The 1246-nt window shown below is 59.5% G+C and carries 1 protein-coding gene; it reads right to left on the bottom strand.

Features of this window, described 5'->3' with window-relative positions; genetic code table 11:
* Positions 1-30 precede the first annotated feature (30 nt).
* Positions 31-1187 (bottom strand): IS3-like element ISPa20 family transposase gene (locus CJF39_RS22590; protein ID WP_088500313.1). Its coding sequence is split into 2 segments (ribosomal slippage): positions 31-929 and positions 929-1187, totalling 1158 coding nucleotides; the frame shifts between segments, so codons are not numbered across the junction.
* Positions 1188-1246 lie beyond the last annotated feature (59 nt).

Here is a 1246-nt window from a genome sequence, read left to right as displayed (position 1 = left end):
TGATCTTGCCCAGCAACCGTGGACACAGTTTCAAGCACTCATCCGGGCCTCGTAGGCTTGCGGGCTGATGTGCCCCAGCGTGCTATGTCGCCGCTGGCGGTTATAGTCGGTTTCGATGTATTCAAACACGGTTTCACGCATCTGGGCGCGGCTCATGAAGCGCTCGCCATGGATGCATTCGACCTTCAGGCTGTGGAAGAAGCTCTCCGCACACGCATTATCGTAGCAGTTGCCTTTCGCGCTCATACTGCATCGCAGCTGATGAGCGCGGATTAGACCCTGATAAGCCGTTGAGCAGTACTGACTGCCGCGGTCGCTGTGTACGATCACTCCCTTTGGCTGCTTTCGCCGCCACAGCGCCATGTGCAGAGCATCGCAGGCCAGGTCAGCCGTCATGCGTTCGCTCATGGCCCAGCCGACCACCATGCGCGAGTACAGATCAATGATTACGGCGAGATACAGCCAGCCCTCGTCCGTGTGCAGGTAGGTGATGTCGCCCACCCATTTCTGATTGGGTGCTGATGCTGTGAAGTCTTGCTTGAGCAGGTTCTCTGCCACCGGGAGCGAGTGTCGGGAGTTGGTTGTGGCCTTGAACTTCTTGGCCGCCTTGGCGCGTAAGCCTTGTCGCTGCATCGAGGCTGCAACCGTCTTGCGATTACAGCGCAGCCCGGCTTCCCACAGGTCATGGCACAGCCGCGGGGCGCCACTGCGGCCCTTACGGGCGTTATACGCTTGCGCGACCCGCTGATCCAGCTCGGCCCGTTGCTGGTGGCGTGTGGATGGCTCGCGTGAGCACCAGGCGTAGAAACCACTGCGGGCGACACCCAGAACACGGCACATGGCTTTCACCGGAAACGCTGGGGCATGTGTCCTCATGAAGGCGTACTTCACTTGAGGCTCTTCGCAAAGTACGCCGCGGCCTTTTTTACGATGGCCAGTTCTTCGGCTTGCTCGGCCAGGAGCCGCTTGAGGCGGGCGTTTTCGTCGGCCAGTGACTGTTCGCGCTCACTGCTGCTCAGGGTCTGCTGCTGCTTACTGCGCCAGCCATAGAGCTGAGACGCATGAAGACCAAGCTGTTCGGCCGCTTTACTAACGCCAATTCGCTCGGCCAGCGCCAACGCTTCATTCTTGAAGGCTTGGGAGTGACGGGTACGGTTCTGTTTCATCGGGGTAGCGGTTCTTGCCATGGTTCACCTCGTTGCAGTTTATCGCTTAACGGGGTGTCCACTCGTGCTGGGCAAGATCA

Origin of the sequence: Pseudomonas lundensis, from assembly GCF_002269125.1 — a bacterium.
In the GTDB taxonomy this organism is placed as follows: domain Bacteria; phylum Pseudomonadota; class Gammaproteobacteria; order Pseudomonadales; family Pseudomonadaceae; genus Aquipseudomonas; species Aquipseudomonas lundensis_A.
This window is presented reverse-complemented; position numbering and strand designations above follow the sequence as displayed.